Annotated in this window: 20 protein-coding genes and 1 pseudogene; 12 read left to right on the top strand and 9 right to left on the bottom strand. The window is 42.7% G+C overall.

The annotated features are described in order from the left end of the window. Window positions 1-105 precede the first annotated feature (105 nt). The 5 genes from gcvP (at window position 106) to ACHA99_RS19190 (ending at window position 8,735) form a co-directional block, all read left to right on the top strand. Entirely contained in the window at window positions 106-2,994 is a 2,889-nt protein-coding gene (gene gcvP, locus ACHA99_RS19210; RefSeq protein WP_393944441.1) for an aminomethyl-transferring glycine dehydrogenase, read from the top strand. Between the two features lie 636 nt (window positions 2,995-3,630). Next, entirely contained in the window at window positions 3,631-4,560 is a 930-nt protein-coding gene (locus ACHA99_RS19205) for a retron St85 family RNA-directed DNA polymerase (protein ID WP_263222705.1), read from the top strand. Then, on the top strand, window positions 4,544-6,298 hold the full coding sequence (ptuA, locus tag ACHA99_RS19200; protein WP_330148066.1) for a retron Ec78 anti-phage system effector ATPase PtuA: 1,755 nt from the start codon (window positions 4,544-4,546) through the stop codon (window positions 6,296-6,298). Before ACHA99_RS19205 ends, ptuA begins: the two co-directional genes overlap by 17 nt. After that, window positions 6,295-6,960, top strand: a complete 666-nt coding sequence (gene ptuB / locus ACHA99_RS19195) for a retron Ec78 anti-phage system effector HNH endonuclease PtuB (RefSeq protein WP_263222709.1) — start codon at window positions 6,295-6,297, stop codon at window positions 6,958-6,960. Before ptuA ends, ptuB begins: the two co-directional genes overlap by 4 nt. 464 nt (window positions 6,961-7,424) lie before the next feature. Further along, window positions 7,425-8,735 (top strand): SGNH/GDSL hydrolase family protein, encoded by a 1,311-nt coding sequence (locus tag ACHA99_RS19190; protein WP_393944438.1) that lies wholly within the window; start codon window positions 7,425-7,427, stop codon window positions 8,733-8,735. Window positions 8,736-9,221: 486 nt separating this feature from the next. On the opposite strand, the gene ACHA99_RS19185 is transcribed toward ACHA99_RS19190, so the two are convergent. Both ACHA99_RS19185 and ACHA99_RS19180 read right to left on the bottom strand, forming a co-directional pair. Further along, a complete protein-coding gene (locus ACHA99_RS19185; protein ID WP_393944436.1) occupies window positions 9,222-9,782 on the bottom strand; it encodes a DUF2726 domain-containing protein in 561 nt (186 codons plus the stop codon). Window positions 9,783-9,942: 160 nt separating this feature from the next. Continuing rightward, a pseudogene (locus ACHA99_RS19180) lies at window positions 9,943-10,023 on the bottom strand (DUF3297 domain-containing protein); the annotation flags it as partial. Between the two features lie 86 nt (window positions 10,024-10,109). Here ACHA99_RS19180 and ACHA99_RS19175 point away from each other — a divergent pair. Next, window positions 10,110-10,925, top strand: a complete 816-nt coding sequence (locus ACHA99_RS19175) for an ABC transporter substrate-binding protein (RefSeq protein WP_251073360.1) — start codon at window positions 10,110-10,112, stop codon at window positions 10,923-10,925. Window positions 10,926-11,082: 157 nt separating this feature from the next. Here the strand turns inward: ACHA99_RS19175 and ACHA99_RS19170 are convergent, their stop codons facing one another. The 3 genes from ACHA99_RS19170 to ACHA99_RS19160 form a co-directional block, all read right to left on the bottom strand. Next, window positions 11,083-11,613, bottom strand: a complete 531-nt coding sequence (locus ACHA99_RS19170; RefSeq protein WP_131523769.1) for an SMI1/KNR4 family protein — start codon at window positions 11,611-11,613, stop codon at window positions 11,083-11,085. Window positions 11,614-11,998: 385 nt separating this feature from the next. Continuing rightward, window positions 11,999-12,244 (bottom strand): DUF3297 family protein, encoded by a 246-nt coding sequence (locus ACHA99_RS19165; protein ID WP_006080205.1) that lies wholly within the window; start codon window positions 12,242-12,244, stop codon window positions 11,999-12,001. Window positions 12,245-12,381: 137 nt separating this feature from the next. Continuing rightward, window positions 12,382-13,005 (bottom strand): short chain dehydrogenase, encoded by a 624-nt coding sequence (locus tag ACHA99_RS19160; RefSeq protein ID WP_393944432.1) that lies wholly within the window; start codon window positions 13,003-13,005, stop codon window positions 12,382-12,384. A 99-nt stretch (window positions 13,006-13,104) separates the two neighbouring features. Between ACHA99_RS19160 and ACHA99_RS19155 the strand changes: the two genes are divergently transcribed. Both ACHA99_RS19155 and ACHA99_RS19150 read left to right on the top strand, forming a co-directional pair. Beyond that, window positions 13,105-13,992, top strand: coding sequence for a LysR family transcriptional regulator (locus ACHA99_RS19155; protein ID WP_393944430.1), 888 nt, complete (start codon window positions 13,105-13,107; stop codon window positions 13,990-13,992). 165 nt (window positions 13,993-14,157) lie between these two features. After that, window positions 14,158-14,574, top strand: a complete 417-nt coding sequence (locus ACHA99_RS19150) for a ribosome recycling factor family protein (protein ID WP_393944428.1) — start codon at window positions 14,158-14,160, stop codon at window positions 14,572-14,574. 31 nt (window positions 14,575-14,605) lie between these two features. On the opposite strand, the gene ACHA99_RS19145 is transcribed toward ACHA99_RS19150, so the two are convergent. Together ACHA99_RS19145 and ACHA99_RS19140 are read right to left on the bottom strand one after the other, a co-directional pair. After that, window positions 14,606-14,785, bottom strand: a complete 180-nt coding sequence (locus ACHA99_RS19145; RefSeq protein WP_028759324.1) for a DUF6435 family protein — start codon at window positions 14,783-14,785, stop codon at window positions 14,606-14,608. Between the two features lie 207 nt (window positions 14,786-14,992). Then, a complete protein-coding gene (locus ACHA99_RS19140; protein ID WP_393944426.1) occupies window positions 14,993-16,657 on the bottom strand; it encodes a methyl-accepting chemotaxis protein in 1,665 nt (554 codons plus the stop codon). A gap of 284 nt (window positions 16,658-16,941) precedes the next feature. On the opposite strand from ACHA99_RS19140, the gene ACHA99_RS19135 reads away from it, so the two are divergent. Next, complete coding sequence (locus tag ACHA99_RS19135) at window positions 16,942-17,172, top strand: hypothetical protein (protein WP_113939077.1); 231 nt, start codon at window positions 16,942-16,944, stop codon at window positions 17,170-17,172. 258 nt (window positions 17,173-17,430) lie between these two features. Continuing rightward, window positions 17,431-19,620, top strand: a complete 2,190-nt coding sequence (locus ACHA99_RS19130) for an OsmC domain/YcaO domain-containing protein (RefSeq protein WP_393944424.1) — start codon at window positions 17,431-17,433, stop codon at window positions 19,618-19,620. A 160-nt stretch (window positions 19,621-19,780) separates the two neighbouring features. Here the strand turns inward: ACHA99_RS19130 and ACHA99_RS19125 are convergent, their stop codons facing one another. Next, the gene (locus ACHA99_RS19125; protein WP_131523762.1) at window positions 19,781-20,689 is read right to left on the bottom strand and encodes a GGDEF domain-containing protein; all 909 of its coding nucleotides are present in this window, start codon (window positions 20,687-20,689) and stop codon (window positions 19,781-19,783) included. Between the two features lie 398 nt (window positions 20,690-21,087). Between ACHA99_RS19125 and ACHA99_RS19120 the strand changes: the two genes are divergently transcribed. Together ACHA99_RS19120 and lgt are read left to right on the top strand one after the other, a co-directional pair. After that, window positions 21,088-21,558 (top strand): cupin domain-containing protein, encoded by a 471-nt coding sequence (locus ACHA99_RS19120; RefSeq protein ID WP_173242850.1) that lies wholly within the window; start codon window positions 21,088-21,090, stop codon window positions 21,556-21,558. Between the two features lie 216 nt (window positions 21,559-21,774). Further along, window positions 21,775-22,554 carry a prolipoprotein diacylglyceryl transferase gene (lgt, locus tag ACHA99_RS19115; protein WP_105250184.1) on the top strand — a complete coding sequence of 260 codons (780 nt, stop codon included), beginning with the start codon at window positions 21,775-21,777 and terminating at the stop codon, window positions 22,552-22,554. Window positions 22,555-22,637: 83 nt separating this feature from the next. On the opposite strand, the gene ACHA99_RS19110 is transcribed toward lgt, so the two are convergent. Continuing rightward, window positions 22,638-23,555 (bottom strand): alpha/beta hydrolase, encoded by a 918-nt coding sequence (locus ACHA99_RS19110; protein WP_393944421.1) that lies wholly within the window; start codon window positions 23,553-23,555, stop codon window positions 22,638-22,640. Window positions 23,556-23,672: the final 117 nt, after the last annotated feature.

The following is a 23,672-nucleotide window of genomic DNA, read 5'->3' as shown; positions in this document are numbered from 1 at the left end:
GCCCTAAGGGGCTTCGTTTGTTTTAGCGCAAGATTGACATAACAACAGTCCGTTAATCAGTACCCTACAGTTCTGAATTTCGGCAAATCTGGAACAAGGTTTATCATGACCAAGCAAACCCTCACTCAGTTAGAACAGCACGATTTATTCCTACGTCGTCATATCGGCCCAGATAGCAGCCAACAGCAAGCTATGCTGAACTATGTTGGTGCTGAGTCTCTGGACGATCTGACTGCGCAAATCGTGCCTGAGTCGATCCGTTTAAGCCAAGACCTGAGCATTGGTGATTCCTGCGGCGAAGCCGAAGGCATTGCCTACATTCGTGGTTTAGCGGACCAAAACCAAGTATTTAAGAGCTACATAGGTATGGGTTACTACGGCACTCAAGTGCCAAACGTGATCCTGCGTAACGTATTTGAAAACCCAGGTTGGTACACGGCTTATACGCCATATCAGCCAGAAATCGCCCAAGGCCGTTTAGAAGCCATTCTAAACTTCCAACAAGTGTCGATGGACTTAACGGGTTTAGATTTGGCTTCTGCTTCTTTGTTAGATGAAGCAACTGCTGCTGCCGAAGCGATGGCGCTGGCCAAGCGCGTTTCTAAAGCGAAAAAAGCCAATATCTTCTTCGTTGCCGATGATGTGTTCCCGCAAACCTTAGACGTAGTGAAAACCCGCGCTGAGTGTTTTGGTTTTGAAGTGGTGGTTGGCCCAGCATCTGAGGCCGTTAACCATGAGCTGTTTGGTGCTTTGTTCCAATATTCAAACCGTTTTGGCCAAGTTACTGACTTCAGCGAATTATTCGCAACTCTGCGTGCGAAGAATGTGGTTGTGACTGTCGCTGCCGACATTATGTCTTTGGTATTACTGAAATCACCGGGCGCTATGGGCGCCGATGTGGTATTCGGTAGTGCGCAGCGTTTTGGCGTGCCAATGGGCTTTGGTGGCCCACACGCGGCCTTCTTCGTTGCCCGTGACGAGCACAAACGTTCTATGCCTGGCCGTATCATTGGTGTGTCAAAAGACGCCCGTGGTAACCGCGCACTGCGTATGGCAATGCAAACTCGTGAGCAACATATCCGTCGCGAAAAAGCCAACTCAAACATTTGTACTGCACAAATTCTGCTAGCGAACATGGCGTCTTTCTACGCCGTATTCCACGGCCCAGATGGCCTGAAAACTATCGCATCACGCATTCACCGTTTCGCCGACATTTTAGCGGCAGGCTTAAAAGCGAAGGGTGTGAGTTTAGTCAACAGCACTTGGTTTGATACTGTTAGCATCAAAGGCTTAGATGTTGCTGCCGTCAATGCACGCGCACTGGCTGCTGAAATGAATCTACGTTTCGATGCCGATGGTATTGTGGGCGTGAGCTTAGACGAAACCACGTTGCGCACAGATATCGAAGCCTTGTTCGATGTGATCTTAGGTGCCGGCCATGGTTTAGATGTTGCCGCGTTAGACGCGCAAATAGTTAGCCAAGGTAGCCAATCGATTCCGGCGGCACTCGTGCGCCAAGATGCGATTTTAAGCCACCCAACCTTCAATCGCTATCAAAGCGAAACCGAGATGATGCGTTATATCAAACGTCTCGAAAGCAAAGACTTAGCTCTTAACTACTCAATGATTTCACTGGGCTCTTGCACCATGAAGTTAAACGCAGCGGTTGAAATGCTCCCTGTGAGCTGGCCAGAATTTGCCAACATGCACCCATTCAGCCCACTGGATCAAGCTAAAGGCTTTACTCAGTTGATTGAAGAGTTGTCGACTTGGTTAGTGAACATTACAGGCTACGATGCGGTGTGCATCCAACCTAACTCTGGCGCTCAAGGTGAATACGCTGGCTTGTTAGCTATCAAGAAATACCATGAGTCACGTGGCGATGCGCACAGAAACATCTGTTTGATCCCGCAATCTGCCCACGGTACTAACCCTGCATCGGCACAATTAGCCGGTATGCAAGTGGTAGTGACTGCGTGTGATAAGCAAGGTAACGTCGATTTAGAAGATCTGAAGACTAAAGCTGCCGAAGTGGCTGAAAACCTGTCTTGCATCATGATCACTTACCCATCGACCCACGGTGTGTATGAAGAATCTATCCGCGAAATCTGCAACATTGTGCATCAGCACGGTGGTCAAGTGTACTTAGATGGCGCCAACATGAACGCTCAAGTTGGCTTAACCTCACCTGGCTTTATCGGTGCCGACGTATCACACCTTAACCTACACAAAACCTTCGCGATTCCACACGGCGGCGGTGGTCCAGGTATGGGCCCAATCGGCGTGAAATCACACTTAGCCCCATTCGTTGCCGGTCACGTTGTGGTTAAACCGGGCCGCGTGAGCGACAACAACGGCGCCGTCTCAGCTGCACCTTACGGTAGCGCTGGCATTCTGCCGATCAGCTGGATGTACATTAAGCTGCTTGGTTCAAAGGGTCTGAAAAAGTCGACCCAAACTGCGCTGTTAAACGCTAACTACGTGATGAAGAAGTTGTCTGAACACTACCCAGTATTGTTCCGTGGCCGTAACGATCGCGTCGCGCACGAATGTATTATCGACCTACGCCCACTGAAAGAAGCTTCAGGCGTGACCGAGATGGATATCGCTAAGCGTCTGAATGACTACGGTTTCCACGCGCCAACCATGAGTTTCCCGGTTGCGGGCACCCTGATGATTGAGCCAACCGAATCTGAGTCTAAGGTGGAACTCGATCGTTTCATCGACGCTATGGTGTCAATCCGTGCCGAAATCGCCAAAGTGGAATCGGGTGAATGGCCAGCGGACAACAACCCGCTGCACAACGCACCGCACACTATGGCCGATATCATGGACCCAGAGTTCGATACGCGTCCATACAGCCGCGAAGTGGCCGTGTTCCCAAGTGCAGCAGTGCGTACTAACAAGTTCTGGCCAACAGTTAATCGTATTGATGACGTTTACGGTGACCGTAACTTGATGTGCTCATGCGCACCGATGGAAGACTACGAATAAGGGCTGAATAGTTACGTTATTCAGTTCTAACGTTTGATGAAAGCGAACCTTTAGCGGTTCGCTTTTTTATTACCTAAAATCTTGTTGCGGATTGTCATAAGGCGCTAATCCATTTTTAAGTTGCGGATAGCACAGTGCTGCTAATTGCCTGCCGCAGGCTCTCGCACTGTTACACCAGTGACTCGCTGTAAATACATCCCTGTAAGCTCTACTAAAACATCCATGTTTTAGAAGGTCACTGGTGTAACAATGCCTGATCTGGTGTAACAGTTGAGGGGAGAGTTATGCCAGTCCTGTCTTTTAGCAAATAATGTTTAGCGAGGCTAACTTTTTTTCATAAAAGCTGAATATATTTTTCTCTCCTTGTGTTACTTCTATCTACTCTGCATTAAATTGACCCGATAAAGGTAGGTTGTGTATCCAAATTGGTTGAAGTAAAATTAAAATGCTCTTTAGCTTAAGACGTATTTCGTCTAGTCGGGTGATTAGCCAGACTCAAATTTATTGAACGGTTTTCGATGCGAGGTCTACGCATCCCAAACTCGTTCCTCCTTTGGGATGCGTAGACCTCGCATACCTTATAGTAAAGAGTTAAGCCCAAGGGTTTTTTACCTTGGGCTTTTTTATGAGGATAAGATGACATTCACTGAACGATTAGCGCAAGAACTTGGAAGCTCTAGGAGTGAGGTTGAGAGCTTTTTATACTCAGCTCCAGAGCGGTATAAGGTTTACCGTATTCCAAAGCGAAAGCATGGTTTTCGGGTTATAGCGCAGCCTTCCAAAGAATTAAAAGAATATCAACGACAGTTTGAGTCACTTTTACCCCTACCAGTGCACGATAGTGCAACGGCATACAGAAGAGGAAAAAGTATTAAAGATAATGCTTTAGCTCATCGAAAGCACTCTTACTTATTAAAGCTTGATTTAGAAAATTTTTTTAATAGTATTACACCATCATTATTTTGGAATGTTTGTTCAAAAGCAGGTGATTTACCTTGTAAAACAGATCAAATATGGATTGAAAAGCTACTTTTTTGGAATTTAAAAGGCAGGTTAGTACTCAGTGTTGGGGCTCCAACTTCACCTCTGGTATCTAATTTTTGCATGTTCTATTTTGATGAAGCTCTTACTAAATACTGTAAAGGGGAAAGAATTTCTTATACCAGGTATGCCGACGATTTAACTTTCTCTACTAATTCGAAAGATATTCTGTTCTCGCTTCCCTCAAAAGTCGAACATTTACTACAAGAGCATTTCTCTGGCGATTTTTCAATTAATCAAAGTAAGACTGCATTTTCTTCAAAAGCTCATAATCGTCATGTTACGGGTATAACTATCACTAATAATGGAACTTTATCTCTCGGACGTGAGCGTAAAAGGTATATCAAACATAAAGTTCACCAATTTAAGCTTAAAAAATTGGATGATGACGAGATAAAGCATTTACAAGGCCTTCTGTCATTTGCAAAACATGTAGAGCCACTTTTTTTAGATTCATTAAGTAAAAAATATTCAAACTCTGTGATGAAAGAAATTTTCGAGGCGAAAAATGAACAAAGAAGCTAAAGAAGCTAAAGAAGCTAAAGAAGTCAGAGATAATAAAGTTAATAAAAGTAAGAAAGATATTACTGATTTGGAAAGAAGATTTAATAAGGGCGATGTCTCAGCTGGTTATAAGTTATATTTATTGTTTGAGAATGGAGTCAGTGAAAAGAGTGCTGATGGGAGTTTAGATTATATAATCGAAAATAATCCGGAATTAGCTAGTAAATATTTGTTAGAGTGTGAGCGTGAGATTAATAAGTCATCCTCACTTGGTAATAGTAGGTCTGTAGATAATAAAGTTCATTTAGCAAATTTAACATTTTCTGACTTTAGGAAATTTAAACATTTAAAAGTTAAATTTGATAATAAGTTAACCGTAATCATTGGTGACAATGGCTCTGGTAAAACAACAATAATTGATGGAATATCAAAAGCTATTAGTTGGGTTGCTAGTAATATTGTTAAAAAAGGTGGTCGAGGAAAACTCGTCACTGATCTCGATGTTAATATTAGTTCACGGACATATTCTGAGGTTAACGTTCAAATTAAAATTGGTGAACATTCAGAATATATAGCTTCTCTGTGTAAGACAGCGAAGGGCGCAAAGGACTCTAAAAACAGTGAGTTAGAAGCACTAGAAGAATTAGGTGGGTTGTATAGAATTATAAACGATTACAATCTAACTCATAATAAATCGGAGCAAAATCTTCCAATTTTAGTTAGCTACTCTGTAAATAGAACTAATATTAAGTCTAATAAAACATTTGCTCCCGAAAAAATATCTTCTGTTTCTACAGGCTCTAGGTTTGATGCATATGAAAACTCTATAGATGGAACAGGGAATTTTAGCGATTTTTCTGAATGGTTTATGATGCTTAATAACCTTGCCGGAGACGGTTTGAAGGCGTTACTAGAAACAGCTAAAAAGAGGCTTGATGCATTAACTGTAGCGGGAGCAGATAAAGAAGATAGTGATCTTTTAGATATATTCCTTACTGCAAAATTAGAATATGAAAAGCACTATTCTGACTTCCTGAATAGGGAAGTTCATATCAAAAATTTAGATGTAGTAAAAAGTGCAATAATTTCAACTATTCCAGGGTTTACGGATATATTTGTGGACAAAAGTTCTGGTAGAGTAGAACTAAAAGTTGAAACTGATGGGGTCGTCGTAAATATATTCCAAACATCTCAAGGGCAACATGTTCTACTCTCTGTTATCGCTGATATAGCTCGTCGACTGATTATGTTAAATCCTTCCTTAGAGGATCCTTTGTTGGGGCAGGGTATAGTATTGATAGATGAAGTGGAATTACATCTTCACCCCAAGTGGCAACAGGAAATAATTATTTCTCTTACGAAGACGTTTCCAAATATTCAATTTATTTTAACAACTCATAGCCCGCAAATTTTGTCAACTGTGGATAAATCATGTATCAGACAATTTATCCAGGATGAATACGGGAACATACAATCTGTACCGCCTAAATTTCAAACTAAGGGGGTCAGAAGTGCGGATATCTTAGGTAACATCATGGGGACTGACTCTGTACCTGATATAGAAGAAGCTCGTCAAGTTGACCATTTTGCTGAACTCTTATTGTTAGGTCGAAAAAGCGAAGCAGAATTGTTATTAATAAAACTAAACTCTCATTTTGGAGAGGAGCATCCAGTTATTCTTGATTGCGTGAATAAAATAAAAATCTTTGAAATGAAAGAACGAGTTCAACTAAAGAAGAATGAAAGGAAGGGTACATGAAGAGACTCGATCGCTCTTTAGCAAGCTCTCCTGTTTGTTTAACCACCCTTTCACCTACCATTCATACATGGGAGGATATGAATAAGAAGAGACGAAAAGCTCAAGTCTGGACAGAAATTTATAAGTTTCAAGACAAGTTCTGTGCGTATTGTGAATCAGATGCATTTCAAGGAGAAGCCTCTGGTCATATTGAGCACTTTTACCACAAAGGAGAGCCTAGATATAGGGGGTTAACATTTACATGGAGCAACTTATTTGGATGCTGCTCTTCAACAACTCACTGCGGGCATTATAAAGATCAAATTTTAGAAGGAGGGATAGCACGCCAATATGATCCAAATTTGATTTTAAAACCAGATATTGATGACCCAGAGGAGTACTTCCAATTTTTACCTAGTGGTAAAATAAAAACTAAAGATGGTCTCGATGACGTTAAGATTAATAGGGCTGAAGAGACTATTCGAGCCTTGAACCTAAATGCTTCGGAACTTAAGCTTGCTAGGGAAACCCAAATTAACTTGTTTCAAGCACGTATAATGCCATTCTTAGAGCTATTAGATACTCTTGATGAAGATGTATTAGAAGAATATTACTATGTTAAAGATGAGGCGAGGACAGTGGCACATAGAACGGCGGTTAAGCAAGCTATTATCTGGCTTTAGATGTTGTGGTTTATAGTCGCGTAAATCATGCCACCCATTAACCCGCTCTATACGGTTTAATCAATGCGCTTTATCACAAAAACGTATTTTAAATAACAACTTGTATACAAGTTACTCTGGGGAAAAGATCTGATAGGCATCATTTCTCGCGTCGCATTTTTAGATGCTGCTCTTTTTACTTACTAAACTTGCAGATCTACACAAGTGTTAAACAAGATTAATCACTTAATGTAAATAACTGCCCGTAGTAAGGATATTTTATACTTCCTCATCGGACCAGTTTCAAGTGTCAACATACTAATTATAATATTTTTTTGAGTTTTTTATCATTATTCTCCCATACTTAATATTTATTCTGATATTGGCTGTGAAAAAACTTATTAGTCTATTGAATTACTAGGTTTCTCAATTTTAATTTTATGGCCAATTTATATGTGTTGATTTTATTTTTGTTAAGGAAATGTATGAATAAGGCTTTATTATTTTTTTCATTAACCCTACCTTTTTCAGCTGCTTGGGCTGCTAATGAAACGTTTAGGGATGATATGGAGAGCCAAACTAGCATATTGGAAACGCTTAGATCTGCGGATATCGATGAGATAGATGAGACAGATGGTCCAGATAACCATTTGGAAGCTGGTCACAGTCATACTTATATTCGTTGTTGGTATAGATTAGATCAAACGCATAATAATCCTGCAACTGAACATAGGTGGGCAAAGCAAAAGGACAGTGATGAATATTATTCTATTCAAGGCGCTTGGAGACATAAGCTTTCGGGTAAAAATATGTTTTATACAGAGACGTCACAAGATGAAATCATGCAACGGTGTGTCGATACATTAGGGGTTTCAAGCAACGAAGTCGCAGATATTACCTTCTTTGCTGCTAATGAAAAATTGTCATTTAATCAGACTATCTGGACGCAAGATAAGGCGGACCAAGGGAATAAAATTAACAAAATTATCGCATTTGGCGATAGTTTGTCTGATACGGGAAATCTATTTAATGGTTCTGAGTGGCGATTTCCAAATCCTAACTCTTGGTTTTTAGGGCATTTTTCTAATGGATTTGTATGGCCGGAATATTTAGCTAAATCACAGAATATTCCTCTGTATAATTGGTCTGTTGGCGGGGCCGCAGGTATTGATGAGTATAAAATTATTCCCGGTTTAGGTCATCAAATACAATCCTATTTTCATTATTTAAAAAAGGCTGAAAATTACCAGCCTGCAAATACGTTATTTACACTTGAAATTGGCCTTAATGATTTCATGAATTATGATCGTGAGGTTAAAGATGTGAGTCAGAACTTAAGTGATGGGTTAAAACGTTTAGTTGATGAAGGCGGGGCTCAGCATATTATTTTATTCACATTGCCCGATGCTACGCGCGCACCACAGTTCAAGTATTCTACTCAAGAAAACATTGTGAAAATAAAATCAAAAATTGAAGAGTTCAATGACTTTATTAAACAGCAGGCTCTGTTGTATCAAGCAAAAGGTATAGATCTTGTGTTGTTTGATGCTCATTCTATCTTTGATGAAATTATTCAAAATCCTAATGAGTATGGTTTTGTTAATGTCACAGATGCTTGCTTAGATATCAATAGAGATAGTAGTAAGGATTATTTGTTGTCACACAGCTTAACAAAAGATTGCGCCTACTATGGCTCTGATAAGTATCTATTTTGGGGGATCACTCATCCAACGACTGCCGTGCATAAAGTTTTTGCGGATAAGATTATTGAAACAGGTTTTTTTAATCGTCATTAACAGGCGAATAGTCGGCGAGTAAGATATTTTGGTTAAATATATCTCTAAATAATCAATAATATGGAGGTAAGCCAGTCAAAGCTGCTTTACCTCCATGAGTCAATTGTAATTTAAGCCAGTAAAGCCACATCTTTTTGCATTTTTTAGCACAGCTTTTAAATTGCCCGAATAATGCTGATACTTTGAACTGTGGTGAAATCATGTTACTTGACGTGTTGCTCGCCGAGTAGAATGAGCTGCTAAGTAGTATTAGCTAGCTTATGCTTTGTTTTATTGAAGGAATTGCTCACAAGGCCAATCGTGAAGACAAGTATTAAAGGTGCGTTTGGGGAAGGCCGCTTTAAATCTCAAGCGCAGTTAGACGAGTAAGCGCTGCTCGCTTACATGATGTACATGAATTCAAAAAGCAGCATAAGGGTAAAAAATCGACTCAAGCTTAACATCCTTAAACTCAGGATGTGTAGTGTTCATGGATTTAGTTTATGTTTAGTCCGCGGTCAGTATGAGTGGCGACTCTTCAGCTGCGTGAGTTTTTGCTGGTAAGGCTGCATGTATAGTGCTGCGAATAAGCTCTAGTTGATAGCTGCGTTTGGCATCGAAGCGGATTAATGGCAGTTTGGCGCTTTCGCAGGCTTGCTCGATGAGGAGGTCGCGTTGCTGAGTACGTGTTTGCTTATGGCTTTTATCGTCGAGTTCGATGGCGGCGATAACTTCAAGTGTATTTTTGTCGCAGAGTAAGTAATCGAAGTGCTTGGCTGAAATTCTATTAAAGGCAATTTGCCAGTGTTTGCGGTTCATGCCTTTTTCTGGGGTGATAACGTCGGCGATACGCACTTTGCCCAGAACTCGGAATTGTTCGCCTACAGCTTGATCTAATATCCCGAGAAAGGAGCGTTCAGCACTGGAAAATAGGGCATCTTGTTTACGGTAGCGATAGTTATTATTTGAAGATGGGATAAGCAGATTAGTGAAAATGCGTAAGAGTAGCGGCACGAAAATGATAATCGCCAAACCCAGCCCGATAAGTATTAATTGATTCGAATTCATCATTACATCCTTGTTTAGTATTGTCATTGTAACTTGCTAAGTACATATCCGTTAGCTGCTAGTATTTTTATGCCAAAAATAATGAGTCTTTGAGTGTAGTGATTACATTTTGTTAGCCACTACATCAACAGTCGTACCGATATTATCAGTACGCATACTCTTAACGATAAAACGCTTCAACAGTGCCTTTTACTGCGAGTAAAAGAGGTTGGCCGCGACGGTCTAAGGATTCATTATGGATGGCCATTTATTTTAATGTTTTATGCACTTTAGTTTTCGATTTTTTGAGTTATGCTAAATGCAACATATAAATTTGCGGGTATCTCTATGTATTTTAAAAGTATCCTTGTTTCGTTGCCTTCTGTTTACGCAATTTTGTGTGTGCTTGGTTGTGGTTTTTTCGCGGGCATCATTGTCGCCGCTGAGGTGCAATCGGCTACTTTTTCTAACGTGTTGCGTGCCGATTTTCGGCATCGTCCTCCTGAGATGGTGCTTGATGAGCGAACTAATACTATGACGAGTCCGTTAAAGGATATTCTTGAGGAAGCGGCGGCTAAGGTCGGTTATCGCGTCGAATGGAGCGCGCGTCCTTTTGCACGTAGCATTCATGAGTTGCGGGTAGGCACGGTCGACATTGTGCCGCGCACGATACGAGACGAAGAGCGAGAGGCATTTGTACGGTTTCTTGGTCCTATCGGCACTCAGACTCGCGATATTTTGTTTCTCGTAAAAGCCGGCGAGGAAGGACGGATTAAGTCCTATGAGGATTTGTATCAGCTTACTGTAGGGGTTAAACGGGGCACAGTTTATTTTGAGCGTTTTAATACGGATCCCGCGCTACGTAAAATTGAGTCTACCGATGATGAAAACATGGCTCGCATGTTTATCATGGGGCGTTTTGACACTATGGTGGTGCTCGATCGTGCCGCCATTGAGAATGCCTTCAAGCAGCTCGGTTACGATCGTTTTAGCTATGCCGATTACCGTCAGTCAAATCGGATCGAACATTATTTTGGTATGTCCCGTAACTCTACCCATGCTGCTATTTTCGATGAACTTAATCGGGCGCTGCTTGATATGGCTGCATCGGGCCGTGTAAAACAGATTTACCAGGCCTATGGTTTAGCCGCAGAAGTCGAATAGGCAAACAAAAACGGCCAATCAGATTGGCCGTTGTTATGATCCCGCTCTTTGCGCTAAGGCTTAACGATAAAAGGCTTCAACTGTGCCTTTGACTGTGAGTAGCAGTGGTTGGCTGTGGCGGTCCATGATTTATTGCGGATGACCATTTATTTTTTGTTTAAATTTTTTCAAAGGTAACATTTTTAGGAGGGAAACTATTAGGTAATGATCCTGATCTTATTTTTCTTAACAATAAACCAGTCAATAGAGAGGTTATATTTTCATCAAAATATTCTACATCTGGCGATCTAGATGCGATTATTGCAGTGCCCCATGTCTCACTGTCTTTTAGATCGGAAACAACCCAAAATATGCAATCACCATTATCCGTTACGCCTATTGGTAAAAGGCCATTAATTTCTGGATAGAGATTATATTTAAAATACTCTGGGTCTTCATTATTAAGGTAATTGAAATCCTCAATGATTGATTTCTTCTGCTCAAAAAAATCAAGGTCATAATTTGTAGTAAATGGATTGAATATCGCAATAAAATCAGCAATTCTTCCTGTGCCATAACGATTAATAAACGCAATGTAATCACTGGGAAAACTAAGACCTTCATCTATAGAAGGCCAAACGTTACCAATCCCTGATTCATTAGGGATGTTAGGGGGAACTAAAATGCTATTTAATACAGATAGGGTCATGATCTACATTCCACGAGGATTAAGAAGAGTAATGTTTTCAAAGAAACCACCACTACCTTGAGCATTCACTGTTATACCTGCCGGTATTCTGGAAGGACCTTTATATATTGGAGTTACCGAGACATCAACTATTTCTCCTCTCTCTAACGCTTTCTCTAGCGAATCCCCAAATAAACTTGATGATATTCAAATAAGTAGGCATGCATAATGCTATTTGATTTAATCCATTTCGCCAAAAATCGACTAAATAGCTGTTCCGAATAGTCGTTCACTGCACTGGTGCAGTTTCAGCAAGTAGTATTTAATTAGTATCATTTGCTGCTGGGCAAACAAAAACGGCCAATTAGATTGGCCGTTTTTATGATCCTGCTCTTTGCGCTAAAGCTTAACGATAAAAGGCTTCAACTGTGCCTTTTACTGTGAGCAAAAGAGGTTGGCCGCGACGGTCTAAGGATTTGCTTGGCACTTTTACCCAACCTTCACTGATGCAATATTCTTCGACATCAAAACGCTCTTTGCCGTTGAGCTTAATACCGATATCGTGCTCGAAAATTTCTGCCACATGGTGTGGGCTGCGTGGGTTAACGGAAAGGCGATCCGGTAAAGCAGGTAATGATGTTGTGTCGGTCATGGTCGTGATCTGTCGTTGTCTATAGTGAAAAAGCGTGCGCTATTGTAGGCAATCCCAGCGCAACGCTCAAGACTTTAACTGTGACTGATTACGCGCCTTGCGTTACAAGGTTAGGTTGTTCTGTTAGGACACTGCTGTTAGGACACTGTGCCGCAGCTGGAAAAGGCTTTCAGCACTCGGCCGTTTTCTCTGCCCATGACTGAGCGCAAATAAACCTTGGCTAATATGTCGGCATTGATTGCACTAAAACCGGGAAAATAGTCCTGATAGCTCGCTAATGACTCGCTTAATACCGTTGGGCTGACAATGTTTATTCGCTGCTGCGCAGGTAATTCTCCCGCGACGGCGGTAACAAAATGCTCAAGTGCGCCATTGATTGTGGCTGCACTGATGCCATCTTTTACTGGGACATCGGCAATAATGCCACTGGTTAGCGTAAAACTGCCCCCAGCGTTGAGGTATTGGCTACCTATTTGCACTAACTGTATCTGCCCCAATAACTTACTTTGGAGCCCTGTATACCAGTCTGCTTGGGTCATAGCGTTGAAGGGTTTAAACACGACGTCACCCATGGCCGAAATCATTGCATCGACTTTACCGATTTTTTCTAGCCCTTGTTTAAGTGAATGTTCATCCCGAATGTCTATCAGGACATCCCCCGTTGTTCGTCCTACCTGAATAACTTCATGCTGAGTTGAATGAAATAAGCGGACTATGGCTTGTCCGATTGTGCCTGATGCACCCACTACGACTATTTTCATGACATGCTCCTAAATTGAATACGAATTGAGGATAGTCTGGTTAATAAAATAGAAAAAGCGCATATAATCACTACATTGTTTCGTTAATAGGCTTAATTGATGAATCTCACTCATCTGCAGTCATTTATGCTGGTTGCCAAAATGCACAGTTTTAGCGCTGCGTCTGAACAACTCGGCGCATCTAAAGGCTTAGTGTCGCGCCATGTTAAATCCCTTGAAGATGAAATGGGTTGTCAATTACTCCACCGAACCACGCGGCGAGTATCAATGACCGAAGCAGGGCAAGCGTTATATGGTAAAGCCTGCGAAATCGAGAGGCTGGCCAATGAAGCTGGACGTTTAGTGCAGGATTTAACGCAAGACTCCTGTGGGACTTTAAAATTCACCGCTCCAACGGAACTGGGCAAAAAATTGCTGAGTCCTATGCTGCTTCAGTTTATTGCTGCGTATCCTCAAGTGAAACTCGAACTGTGTTTTGAGCAGAATATTCAAGATGTTGAGTTTGGCAAGTTTGATCTCGCCTTAAGAACAAGCATTGCGCACAGCGATAATCTGATCGCCAAATATCTTGGCAGAATTCGCCATGTCTTAGTGGTTGCGCCCGCACATCCCGCAGCCGCAGAAGTTCGTCACCCTGATGATTTACGCCATTATCGTCTATTGTCTTCGGGCGAAACTCAGTGGGTGTTTGAACCGCTCGCGGGGGACAGTCTCACGCTCACTTTTGAGCCTGCACTGTGCAGTTCAAACTATGCCACTACGCATTTGCTTACTTTGAGTGGTACAGGTATCGCTAGCCTGCCTTATTATTTGGTAGAGGAGGATATCGCTCAGCACAAACTCACTTTGCTCGTTCCCCAATGGCAATGCTATCCACATGAGTTGTATATGGTTTATGCCAAGCAGAGCCATTACCCAAAGAAGTTGCGCGATTTACAACATAAGCTACAAACTTGGTGCGAAACTCACTCAAAATATGTGGGTTAATGAGTCAAAGCATAATTGCATCAAATCTTATCCGGCAGAGGGCGGAGCTTTTAGAATAAAGTGAGGCAGAGTACACTGCCGCGCATTGAATTTTTGTATTTGAATGTAAAGTCGAGCGGGCTTTTACCCATGCAGGCATAAAAGAGCGGCGATGAACCAAGCGTTATGAACGACGACATTAGTATCTCGCTGCCCTCGCTGATTCATCGAATTGGGCGGGAGGCGGTTAAACAAGCTCAAGCGATTGCAACCCAATATGATTGCGAGCTTAAGCGTGTGCGGCGTTCGAGAAATTGGTGCATGGTTGGCGCGGCGATCAAGATCCAATCCTGCTGTGCGCATTTACAAAGTGAGCCATTGCTGGCGCAGCAGTTAACAGCTAAAGATGGCCAGTTTGGTTATCTTATCAAAAAGTTGGAGTCAGCCTTGCTGCAACATGCGGACAAACTTGAACCATTAGACGCTAAGCTGATTCGGCTTATCACAGACAATCCTGCGATTACCTTAGGTGAGTTGATGCAACAGACCCAATGCACTATCACAGAGGCCAGATTGGGACGTTTTCAAGCTGACTCTTGGTAGTTTGTCTGCTGAGTGTTTTTGCTTTGAAGGTTTATTTATGGCTTGTTGTTTCTAACACTTTTATTTGATTTTCGATTTGCTCGGCTTCAGCGGTCAGCATTGAGTAGGATCTAATATCGCCTTTTCTCTGGGCATGCATAGCTTGTTCAAGCTTGGCGTTATATTGCTGAGTTAATTTTTTTAAGGGATTTTTCTTAAATATTGAGAACATGGCCATTTCTATTGGATTGGGTATTTGGGCTTATATACGTAGGCAATGGGATTTAAGTTTTACTTTTTGAAATTAAAAAATCCCACAATCTCACAATCCTTCAATTCCACTGCCATCGGCCTCAGCAAGGCTGAGGCCTTATCTTACATTTGCAGCAAACTAATGGGTTGCTATGTCTTATCTAGCTTACAACCCATTGAAAATATTTTAAATCTTAAACTGACCGACGAGCTTACCTAAGTTAATTCCTTCCTGTGACACGGTTTGGCTGACTCTGGCAGCATCTTCGCTGGAATGGAGTAACTCATTCACTATCTCTTGGATGGCGAACACATTACGGTTGATTTCTTCGGTCACAGAGCTTTGTTCCGTGGCCGCCGTCGCAATTTGGGTGCTCATGTCGTTAATTGCCGTGACCGCCGATGTCACTGAACCAAGGCTTTCAGAAATTGCACGGGAAGAGTCTACCGAGCGCACGCAGCTTTGCTGACTTTCTTCCATCGTTTTTACTGCCAGTGCGACAAGCTTGTGCAGTTCAGTTAGCATCTCATTGATTTCTAAAGTGCTTGATTGCGTTCGGCTCGCTAAGTTACGCACTTCATCGGCCACCACGGCAAAGCCTCGGCCCTGTTCTCCGGCGCGGGCCGCTTCGATGGCGGCATTTAATGCCAATAGGTTAGTTTGCTCAGCAATACCGCCAATTACTGACAACACGTTGTTGATTTTTTTAGATTGTTCGCTCAAGGATTGAATGCTGCCCGCCGCATTGTTGATTTGCGCCATGAGTGCCGAAATTTCTTCTAAAGAAGCATCGACGCAGCGCTGAGCATTAGCTACATCGCCAGTGGCAGCGTGGGTCGCTTCTGCCACTTGCGTGGTATTTTGTGCCACTTCGCTGGCGGTGGCTGACATTTCAGTGATGGCGGTAACTACTTGATCAGTTTCATTGTTATGACTGATGAGTTGGCTCGACATGACTTTGGTTTGATCGTGAATCGCGTTGGCGGCGGTTTTAACTTTAGCCGTCGCGTTTGCCACATCGCCTATGATGGTTTGGAGTTTATCGACAAACAGATTAAAGGATTGACCTAGTTGTGCAATTTCATCTTCACCTTTCACTGTGAGGCGTTTAGTTAAATCGCCTTCGCCTTTGGCGATATCGTTTAAGTTGTCCGCCATATTTTTAATTGGCGCGACCATACGTTGGGCAGTGATCAGAATAACAACGGTAGTAATCGCGGCGAGTAACAGCGCAATTAACAGAATGGCATAGGATTTTTCGATCATCTGCTCAGTGACCGTCGCACGATAATCCTCAACGACAGTGTCGATATCATCGATATAGACTCCCGTGCCTAGCATCCAGTCTGTGCCAGGGATCATCATGGAGTAACCTATTTTTTCAATTTGCTCACTGGTATTGGGTTTTTGAAAGTAGAACGAGAAGTTACCGTCCCCTTTTTTAGCTGCATCGAGTAAACCGACAATGATTTTAGTGCCGCGGGGATCTGTCATATCAATTTTATTTTGCCCTTCGAGGTTGGGCATGACGGCATGGAACAGGTTTTTACCTTGGGAGTCGTAAATAAAGAAGTAACCAGAACTGCCAAAACGGATATCACGTAGCGCTTGGTTTACATTGCCATTTTCTTTTAAAGACAACTGATACTGCACTATTCCTGCGGCAATTTCGGTGGCTTCTTTTATTTGTGTTTTACGTTCACCGATGAGCTTAGTTCTAAAGGTCGTCACTTCATCTGCAAGGGCGTCTTTTTCGACATAGTAAGAAACTGTCATGAGTACGAACAAAGTAAAAATTAAAGGGAATAACGACAACAGCAGTAATTTATTACGTAGGCTGAAATTAGACATGCTTGACGACTCCATGATGAACATCTTTTTTATTGCAGGGCAGTATAGCTAATTTCCCGCATTCTTAAGTGTTTAAGTTAACAAAAATGTAATGGAAATCGATAAAATGCGCGCTGTTGATTTATTCCAAAATCGTTAACTATGCTGTGAATCTAGGCCTTTCTTTTGATCTTTATCAACACTATATGGGCCCAATGAGTTCACTATATTAGCTAAAATTGATGCAAAATTAGCTAGAGCTGGTGCAGCTGGTGCAGATAGTGGCGAATAGTAAGGGCAGGGTTGTGACAAATGAAAAGTTGATCCTAACGCTTAAGATCTGCATTACTGTAGGCATTTGTCTTATTGCGCTGGGCATCTACTTGCATAACTTTAATGAAACCGTTGAGGCTATGGGCGTGCAGGGGATTATTATCAGCGCTATGTGTGTCGCCTTTGGCATGGCCTTGTCATTACCGACTAAGATGTATTTAACCTTTCTGTTGGTTAAGCGAGAAACTGAAAAACATCCATAATGTGTTTTTGCGCAGAGTGTTACTCTGCGACTCATTGGTTTCCTCGCCTTCTTGAAACTCAATCTAAGTACTCGCTTAACCCTGCTATTCAAACCGTCAAGCTCAGCCGTAAATGGCCTGATTATGGTTTTTAACATAATTAACCCAAGACTAATGGGCCAAAAACACCGATAATTCACCCTTAATGACTCATTACCAATGACGCGACTTGGTCGATGGGCTGCTACAGACTCGCATATTTAGTGGAAATCATATTCAATGGAAATCAAAGTTAATTTTCTCGACAATCTTAGACTTGAAGCCAAGTTTGATGATTTTACCGTGACCGCCGATCAGCCAATCCGCTACAAAGGTGATGGTTCTGCCCCTAGTCCGTTTGACTATTTCTTAGCGTCGTCAGCCCTGTGTGCGGCCTATTTCGTGAAGGTATATTGCAAAGCCCGTGATATTCCAACGGATAACATTAGACTGTCGCAGAACAATATTGTCGATCCAGAAGATCGCTACAACCAGATTTTCCAAATTCAAGTTGAGTTACCCGATGATATTTCGGAGAAAGATCGCGAAGGTATTTTGCGCTCGATTGACCGTTGTACGGTTAAAAAAGTGGTGCAAACGGGCCCAGAATTTAAAATTGAAACCGTTGAGAACCTAGATTCAGACGCCAATGCCATGTTGATGGGTCAGCCTAATGGCGCATCGAGCACCTTTATTCTGGGTAAAGATCTGCCGCTGGAGCAAACCATTGTCAATATGACGGGCATGCTCGCCGATCTTGGAATGAAGATAGAGATCTCATCATGGCGCAATATCGTGCCGAACGTGTGGTCACTGCACATTCGTGATGCGGCTTCGCCAATGTGTTTCACCAATGGTAAAGGCGCGACCAAAGAAAGCGCGCTGTGCTCGGCACTCGGCGAGTTTATTGAGCGTCTGAATAATAACTTTTTCTATAATGATCAATTCTTTGGGACTGAAATCGCCAATAGCGAATTTGTGCATTATCCCAATGAAAAGTGGTTTGCGTTAGAGGAAGACGATGCGCTGCCAGCGGGTATTCTCGATGACTATTGCTTAGAGATTTATAACCCAGACGACGAGCTGTGTGGCTCGCACTTGATTGATACTAATTCAGGCAATGTTAAGCGCGGTATCTGTGCGATTCCTTACACCCGTAAATCTGACGGTGAAACGGTTTACTTCCCGTCCAACCTGATTGAAAACTTATTCTTAAGTAACGGCATGAGCGCGGGTAATAACCTGCAAGAAGCCCATGTGCAGTGCTTATCAGAGATTTTTGAGCGCGCTGTAAAACGTCAAATCATTGAGCAAGAAATTGTCCTGCCCGATGTGCCTATGTCTGTACTAGAAAAGTACCCAAGCATCCTCGCGGGCATTAACGGCTTAGAAGAGCAAGGTTTCCCAGTTGTGATTAAAGATGCCTCACTCGGCGGCCAGTTCCCTGTGATGTGCGTCACCCTGATGAACCCGAAAACCGGCGGTGTATTCGCCTCCTTTGGCGCGCACCCAAGCTTTGAAGTGGCATTAGAGCGCAGCCTAACTGAATTGCTGCAAGGGCGTAGTTTCGAAGGCTTAAACGATGTGCCAAAACCGACCTTTAACAGCATGGCGGTCAGCGAGCCAGAAAACTTTGTTGAGCACTTTATTGATTCAACAGGAGTGATTTCATGGCGTTTCTTTAGCAGTAAATTTGATTATGAATTTTGTGAATGGGATTTTTCTGGCACTAGCGAAGAAGAAGCCAGCGGCCTGTTTGGGATCTTAGAAGCGTTAGGTAAAGAGGTGTATATCGCCGAGTTTACCGATTTAGGCGCATCGGCGTGCCGTATTTTAGTTCCTGATTATTCTGAGATTTATCCAGTTGATGACTTGATTTGGGATAACACCAACAAGGCACTGGCGTACCGTGAAGATATCTTAAATCTACATTCGTTAAGCACTAAGCAATTGGCTAATTTGGTCAACCGTTTAGAAGAAAGCCAACTCGATAACTACACGGATATTCGCACCTTAATCGGCATTGTATTTGATGAAAATACTGTGTGGGGAAAACTGACGATTATTGAGCTTAAGATCCTGATTTATTTGGCACTCGGTGCACACGAAGACGCGATTGAGCTGGTCGGTGAGTTCCTACAGTTTAACGACAATACCGTTAAACGTGGCCTGTTCTACCAAGCCATGAATGCTGTGCTGGAAGTGACCTTAGATAAAGAGTTAGAACTTGATGATTTTATCCATAACTTCAACCGTATGTTCGGTAAAGAAGTTATGGACAACGTCGTAGGCTCAGTCACAGGTAAAGTGCGTTTTTATGGTTTAACTAAAACCAGCATGCAGCTCGAAGGTATTGAGCCGCATTTAAGATTGATTGAAAGCTATAAGAAGCTGCATCAAGCCCGTAAAGCTGCGAAAGACCTGAATTAATTCTGTTATTTTGCATTAGCTTAATGTGTTTAAAAGCGAACCTTTTGGTTCGCTTTTTTGTTTGTTGCTCTTTTGATTCGCGCTTCTTATGAGCACTTGTGGCTATCATTTATTAAGGGCGCTTGTTATTGCTATGTGTGGTTTGAAATGTTCAGCCCGCTTAGGCTGTATTTGATATAACTCGATTTTTGCCGTTACGTTTAGCTTGATACAAGGCGGCATCGGCTCGCTTAAGCGTTTCTTCATAGGACTTATCCAATGGTTCGATAGAAGCGACTCCAATGCTTACGGTAGCAAACAAGCCATTGACCGCATATTTTTGCAGTTCAGTGTAAAAGCAATCGCAGAGGTATTCTGCAAATTCAACCGCTTGCGAATGCTCTACCCCAGGTAGGGCAATCACAAATTCATCGCCACCAAAACGATACGCGCTATCGGTTTTTCTAAATTGAGTTCGGCAGGTTTCGGCAACCGCGATGATGATTTGATCGCCAGCATAGTGACCCAACTGATCATTGATGGACTTTAAGTGGTCTAAATCGAGGATCAAGATTGAGGTGGGAATACGGTGGCGCTGAAATATATCGAATTGAAAGGTTAAATCACGTTCTAAGCGGCGACGGTTATACAGCCCTGTCAGCTGATCGGTATCGCTTAGTTGACGTAGTTGCAGTTCAAGTTCATGCCGCTTGGAAATATTACTGGCGACCCAAAGTACCACAGGCTCATCATCAACCAGAAAGTCTAGTGCTTGAATGCGTCCCTCAAACCAAATGGGTTGTTCAGGGCCTATATCGGGTAAGCCTTTGACATCTTTATTGCTCAATTCATATTCTTCGATCAGTAATTTTCGGCTGGTTAATGCACTTTCGATAACCTGTAAGAAGTAATTGAGTTTGTCAGCCTTTAACACATCGCTAAGATACAAGCCGATTAGGCCACTACCATCGTGGTAATAACGGTCATCTTTACCACCGAAGACGGCAATATATTTACCACTTTTTGACAGAACAAAAGTAGGATCAGGAAGTGCATCAAGGACTAAAGCCATTTCTTCTATTTTGATCATCGATTAAAATCCCTGTGGAAAATCACCCAACCTTAAGTCCGCGTGTCCAAGTTATCATAGATAAACTACTCTTTGGCGCTTTAGCCGCGAATGCATCCTGCGAACTCATTACAATTTAGCCGCTTTTGTGGGTAACAACAAACCATAACAATATGCCGTACAATTTATTTGTCGTCGCGATTTTACCAAGGCATCAGAGCGTTCGATGGCGCAGAGTTGTATCCCTGTTGAGGCTTAAAACCTAAGCCTTGCAATCGTATCGAGTCAGTCGTGATGTCTTGAACTTTAGCGTTTGTGCTTATGTTCAAAAAGCTTCATTGCGGTGCTTAGTGGACAGATGATTTTCGAGTAGAATCTAGGGCCTTAATTGTGGTTTTAATTTTACACAGGGATTTATAATGCATACTGCAGATGATTTTATTGAACATTTAGCGCTAGAGCAGCATGTTGAAGGCGGTTATTACCGCTCATCCTATCGTTCAGAAACGGCATTTGATCAGACTCGGGCATTATGGAGCAGTATCTATTTTTTGCTGCGTACGGGAGAGGTTTCCCATTTCCATCGTCTGACAGCTGATGAAATGTGGTATTTCCATGCGGGGCAATCACTGACGATTTACATGATTGATCCTGATGGGGTGCTAACGACGGCGCAATTAGGGCTTAATTTAGCTGCGGGCGAGCGGCCACAGTTTTTAGTCCCTAAGGGCTGTATCTTTGGTTCAGCCATGAATCAAGATGGTTTTTCATTAGTGGGCTGTATGGTATCGCCCGGTTTTACCTTTGATGATTTTGAGCTGTTTAGCCAACAAACTTTGTTAGCCCAATATCCACAGCATAGTGACATCATCCAACGTCTGAGCCGTTAGGGAAGCGCCAAAGTCAGTTAAATTTAGCTAGTTGATTTGTTAAATGGTAACTTGGTTGACATTGCCTCATTCGGCAAAACCAAGGTCGCTCTGAGTCATTAAATTTGACTCAATAGTAAGATATCCCCGCGACAAGGCTTGTCTATTGGCGTTTAACCACGTAAAACATGCTTTTTGGCGTACCTCTATGTACCAAGTGTTATGGAGTAATTGAATTTGGAACACTTAGTGTGGGAGCTCGATCCTGTATTAATCTCGTTTATGGGACTAAAAATACATTGGTATGGAGTCCTGTTTGCTCTTGCTATTACTGCTGGTTTTCAGGTGATGAAGCGGATTTATATCAAGGAAAATCTCGATCTTGAGTCCCTTGATAATTTACTGATTTATTGTGTGGTTGGCATTATTGTGGGTGCGCGTTTGGCCCATTGTATGTTCTACGATCCGACTTATTACTTTGCTCATCCGCTTAAGATCTTGGCGATTTGGGAAGGCGGACTCGCCAGCCACGGTGGTGGTTTAGGCGCGATTCTGGCCTTGTATTATTACCAACGTAAAGTGAAGCTACCCTTTCTGTTTTTGTTGGACAGACTCGCGATCGCCACCGCCATTTTTGGCTTTTTTGTGCGTATGGCAAACTTCGCCAACTCAGAAATTTTAGGCGATCCTACGACTCAACCTTGGGGCATTATATTTGCCCGTGTCGACATGTTGCCAAGACATCCAGCACAGCTCTATGAGGCTTTCGCTTATTTAGCTATCTTTATTGGTCTGTATGCTTTGTATCAATACACACAGATTAAACAAAGACATGGGGCTATTTTCGGTCTGTTTCTGGTGTCGGTGTTTAGTGCGCGAATTGCGATTGAGTCGATTAAAGTTAGCCAAGCGGCTTACTCTGAAACTTTCTTAAGTGCGGGACAACTTCTGAGCTTACCGTTTTTAGCCGTAGGTATAGTCTTGTTGTTCTTGGCGTATCGAAAGAAAACCGTTTAAATCTAAATATCAAACGGTTAAAAAAGGCTTTCTATCTTGATAGAAAGCCTTTTTTATGAATGAATTAATCATCAAGTATGACGTTAGGCTGTCTTCACTATATTGGTCACCTGCACCATGGCATCACGAGCGGAACGGCTCACGCCCGAGAGTTGGAAGAAGCCATGGATGACGCCAAGATAACGACGGCAGTGGGCATTGACGCCAGCCTCTAATAGATTCCTAAATAGCAGTTCACCTTCATCGACGAGTGGATCGAATTCGGCGGTGATGATATGGGTTTCGGGTAAGCCTGCTAAGTCATCACGGCGTAGTGGACTGGCTTCGCCATCAGTTCTGGGGTGCCAATCTAAATACAGATCGAAACCTGTTAGCAAGGTGTCGCGGGTGATGATGTATTTCTCGCCATTGTCGCTATAGCTTTGGCTCTTCGCGGTGGCATCGAGCATAGGATAGATAAGCACTTGTTTGTGTGGCAACCATTGCCCTTTGGCTTTTAAACGCAAGCAAGTGACTAGGGCTAAATGGCCGCCGGCGCTGTCGCCCATTAGGGTGATCTTGGTGTTATCACCGCCCCATTGGTGGCAATGTTGATAGATGACTTCTGCGGCATGGCTGGCATCGTCGTGGGCAGCGGGATAAACATGTTCTGGGGCGAGGCGATAGCGAACGGCGATCACCAGTGCGCCAGAATCATTGGCGAGTTTTCGCAGTTGTTGATTGTGGGTTTCAACGCCGCCACTGACAAAACAGCCACCATGGTAGTAAATGACGATAGGTAAATTGTCTGCCGCCGAGGGTTTAAACAGAGTTAATTCTGCGCCATCGATGGAAATAGATCTAACCTCGAACACCTCTTCAGGCTCACCCGCGAGTACAGTGCTGGCAATATAACCTTGTCTACGTTGCTCAATACTTTGCTCTCGCACCGATGGGCAACCCGCCGCGATAAACTCGCTAACCAATTGTTTAATTCCCTCTTCTAAATAGAGTTGGCTCATTTAATACTCCCTCAATTTTTAGTGCGTTCGGCTGTTCTGCAATGGGCTGAGTTTATCGGCAGCTTAATTGAATTGGTAGCCTAGATTCACACTCAGCCATGAGCTCTATCATGATTG

The sequence above is a fragment of the Shewanella sp. S23-S33 genome, from assembly GCF_043359565.1.
Taxonomy (GTDB): domain Bacteria; phylum Pseudomonadota; class Gammaproteobacteria; order Enterobacterales; family Shewanellaceae; genus Shewanella; species Shewanella oncorhynchi.
This window is presented reverse-complemented; position numbering and strand designations above follow the sequence as displayed.

Bases quoted from the DNA above. Each gene is read 5' to 3' on its own strand.
- ACHA99_RS19120 (WP_173242850.1), top strand. From the start codon at position 21,088: ATGCATACTGCAGATGATTTTATTGAACATTTAGCGCTAGAGCAGCAT.
- ACHA99_RS19205 (WP_263222705.1), top strand. From the start codon at position 3,631: ATGACATTCACTGAACGATTAGCGCAAGAACTTGGAAGCTCTAGGAGT.
- gcvP (WP_393944441.1), top strand. From the start codon at position 106: ATGACCAAGCAAACCCTCACTCAGTTAGAACAGCACGATTTATTCCTA.
- ACHA99_RS19140 (WP_393944426.1), bottom strand. From the start codon at position 16,657: ATGTCTAATTTCAGCCTACGTAATAAATTACTGCTGTTGTCGTTATTC.
- ACHA99_RS19130 (WP_393944424.1), top strand. From the start codon at position 17,431: ATGGAAATCAAAGTTAATTTTCTCGACAATCTTAGACTTGAAGCCAAG.
- ACHA99_RS19150 (WP_393944428.1), top strand. From the start codon at position 14,158: ATGAACGACGACATTAGTATCTCGCTGCCCTCGCTGATTCATCGAATT.
- ACHA99_RS19175 (WP_251073360.1), top strand. From the start codon at position 10,110: ATGTATTTTAAAAGTATCCTTGTTTCGTTGCCTTCTGTTTACGCAATT.
- ACHA99_RS19160 (WP_393944432.1), bottom strand. From the start codon at position 13,005: ATGAAAATAGTCGTAGTGGGTGCATCAGGCACAATCGGACAAGCCATA.
- ACHA99_RS19145 (WP_028759324.1), bottom strand. From the start codon at position 14,785: ATGTTCTCAATATTTAAGAAAAATCCCTTAAAAAAATTAACTCAGCAA.
- ACHA99_RS19170 (WP_131523769.1), bottom strand. From the start codon at position 11,613: ATGACCCTATCTGTATTAAATAGCATTTTAGTTCCCCCTAACATCCCT.
- ACHA99_RS19190 (WP_393944438.1), top strand. From the start codon at position 7,425: ATGAATAAGGCTTTATTATTTTTTTCATTAACCCTACCTTTTTCAGCT.
- ACHA99_RS19110 (WP_393944421.1), bottom strand. From the start codon at position 23,555: ATGAGCCAACTCTATTTAGAAGAGGGAATTAAACAATTGGTTAGCGAG.
- ptuB (WP_263222709.1), top strand. From the start codon at position 6,295: ATGAAGAGACTCGATCGCTCTTTAGCAAGCTCTCCTGTTTGTTTAACC.
- ACHA99_RS19125 (WP_131523762.1), bottom strand. From the start codon at position 20,689: ATGATCAAAATAGAAGAAATGGCTTTAGTCCTTGATGCACTTCCTGAT.
- ACHA99_RS19155 (WP_393944430.1), top strand. From the start codon at position 13,105: ATGAATCTCACTCATCTGCAGTCATTTATGCTGGTTGCCAAAATGCAC.
- ACHA99_RS19185 (WP_393944436.1), bottom strand. From the start codon at position 9,782: ATGAATTCGAATCAATTAATACTTATCGGGCTGGGTTTGGCGATTATC.
- ACHA99_RS19165 (WP_006080205.1), bottom strand. From the start codon at position 12,244: ATGACCGACACAACATCATTACCTGCTTTACCGGATCGCCTTTCCGTT.
- ptuA (WP_330148066.1), top strand. From the start codon at position 4,544: ATGAACAAAGAAGCTAAAGAAGCTAAAGAAGCTAAAGAAGTCAGAGAT.